Annotated in this window: 1 protein-coding gene; it reads left to right on the forward strand. The window is 65.1% G+C overall.

Features of this window, described 5'->3' with window-relative positions; genetic code table 11:
* Window positions 1-191 precede the first annotated feature (191 nt).
* A complete protein-coding gene (locus ACXJKR_RS32215; RefSeq protein WP_457326322.1) occupies window positions 192-1,370 on the forward strand; it encodes a glycoside hydrolase family 5 protein in 1,179 nt (392 codons plus the stop codon).
* The last annotated feature ends 148 nt before the right edge of the window (window positions 1,371-1,518 follow it).

Genomic DNA, 1,518 nt, shown 5'->3' on the forward strand with positions numbered 1-1,518 from the left:
AACCGCTACACCGGCGCGCAGTACTTCCCGGACCTGATCAAGGCCATCGTCGACAACGCGAAGTGAGGTAGCGGCATCAGGACGGTGGCACCGAGCACCGTCTGCCGTGCCTCCCCTCGCTCCATCAACGCAGCCTGCCCCGCCGCAAGCAGGGCGGGCTGTGCCACGCAGCACCAAGCAGTAACACCAAGATGAAACCGCCTCGCCTCGCMCCTTCGGCCTTCGCCTCGTTGGTGCTGGCCTTCTGCATCGTCGCCTGTGGCGGTGGCGGTGGCGGCGGCAGTGGTGGTGGTGGCGGAACGACCAGCCCACCCCCGTCCACGGACAGCAGCGGCATGCGCGACCTGACGAGCGTCCAGCTGTCGCAGCAGATGTCGCCCGCATGGAACCTTGGTAACTCGCTGGACGCCGGCGGCAGCGAGACCAACTGGGGCAACCCGCTGATCAACCAGCAACTGCTCAACGCGGTGAAGGCGGCCGGCTTCAAGACCGTGCGCATCCCTGCGAGCTGGAACCAGTACGCCGACGCCAACGGCAACATCAGCCCGACGTTCATGGCGCGTGTCACCGAGGTGGTCGGCTACGCCCGCAACGCCGGCCTCTACGTCGTGCTGAACACCCACCACGAAGGCAGCTGGCTGATCCCAACCTACGCCTACCAGGCCAGTGCCAATGCGCGCCTGGCCAAGCTGTGGACGCAGATCGCCAACAACTTCAAGAACCACGACGACTACCTGCTGTTCGCCGGCACCAACGAGGTGATGGTGKCYGGCGACTACGGCCCACCGACGGCCGAGTACCARRMCGTCCAGAACGGGTTCAACCAGGTCTTYGTCRACRCGGTGCGGGCCACGGGYGGCAACAACGCCAAGCGCCATCTCGTCGTGCAGGGYTTCAACACCAACATCRACKCGACCTACRACGGCTTCRTCAAACCCAMCGAYYCSGCGACSAACCGGATGTTCCTGGAAGTGCACTACTACGATCCGTACCACTTCGCCCTCGACGGCAGCAGCAACATCTGGCAGTGGGGCGCGACCGCGACCAATCCGGCCGTGACCGAGACCTGGGCCAACGAGGCCTACGTCGACGCCCAGTTCCAGAAAATGAAGTCCCGCTTCGTCGACGCCGGCTTGCCCGTGCTGATGGGTGAATATGGCGCGATCCTGAAGTCCGAGTACGACCCGGCCGGCACCTACCGCACCKMCTGGACCAAGTACGTGACCAAGTCCGCCTWCCAGCACGGCATCGTGCCGGTGTGGTGGGACAACGGCTATGACGCCAACCACCAGTTCGGGCTGTTCAACCGCTACACCGGCGCGCAGTACTTCCCGGACCTGATCAAGGCCATCGTCGACAACKCGAAGTGAGGTAGCGGCATCAGGACGGTGGCACCGAGCACCGTCTGCCGTGCCTCCCCTCGCTCCATCAACGCAGCCTGCCCCGCCGCAAGCAGGGCGGGCTGTGCCACGCAGCACCAAGCAGTAACACCAAGATGAAACCGCCTCGCCTCGCCCC

The organism is Roseateles sp. P5_E11, from assembly GCF_054049355.1.